This is a genomic window from Gemmiger formicilis (assembly GCF_016901605.1).
Taxonomy (GTDB): domain Bacteria; phylum Bacillota; class Clostridia; order Oscillospirales; family Ruminococcaceae; genus Gemmiger; species Gemmiger formicilis_B.
The window spans coordinates 1-425 of record NZ_JACJKP010000462.1 but is presented as its reverse complement, the minus strand read 5'-3'; the positions used below and the strand labels follow the sequence as shown (position 1 = coordinate 425).

1 protein-coding gene and 1 pseudogene are annotated in these 425 nt (G+C 56.9%); both read right to left on the bottom strand.

Annotated features, from left to right (window positions below):
• Window positions 1-181: hypothetical protein (locus H6B10_RS15450; protein WP_204652356.1), on the bottom strand; the 181-nt coding region annotated here is incomplete at its 3' end.
• Window position 182: 1 nt separating this feature from the next.
• Window positions 183-425, bottom strand: a pseudogene (locus H6B10_RS15445) (ABC transporter ATP-binding protein); the annotation flags it as partial.

The following is a 425-nucleotide window of genomic DNA, read 5'->3' as shown; positions in this document are numbered from 1 at the left end:
CCTGGGCCGCACAGATGCCGAGGATAATATCGAAAACGATAAAAAATCCCTGCACATAATTAAAGAAGAAGGTGTTCCCGGCGGTCAGCATACAGAACAGGGCCAGTGCCGCATAGGCACCGGTCAGCCATCCCATCATTACCAGGGCGGGCTTCATCAGGAACCACAGGGCTTTTGCCATCTCAGACTCCCTCCCGTTCATGGCCGCACAAAGCCACAAAAACCTTTTGCAGCGAAAGAGCGGTACAGTCTACATCCAGACCGCGGGCCAGGATATTGTCTGCCGTGGCCCGTACCGTACAGCATTTCTGGCGGCCCAGGGTTTCGGTGTGCAGTACCTCATATCCCGTACAGGCGGCATCCACCACATCTTCCCGTCCCGATACCGCACAGAACCGGGCCAGCAGTTCGTCGGCGTCGCAGTC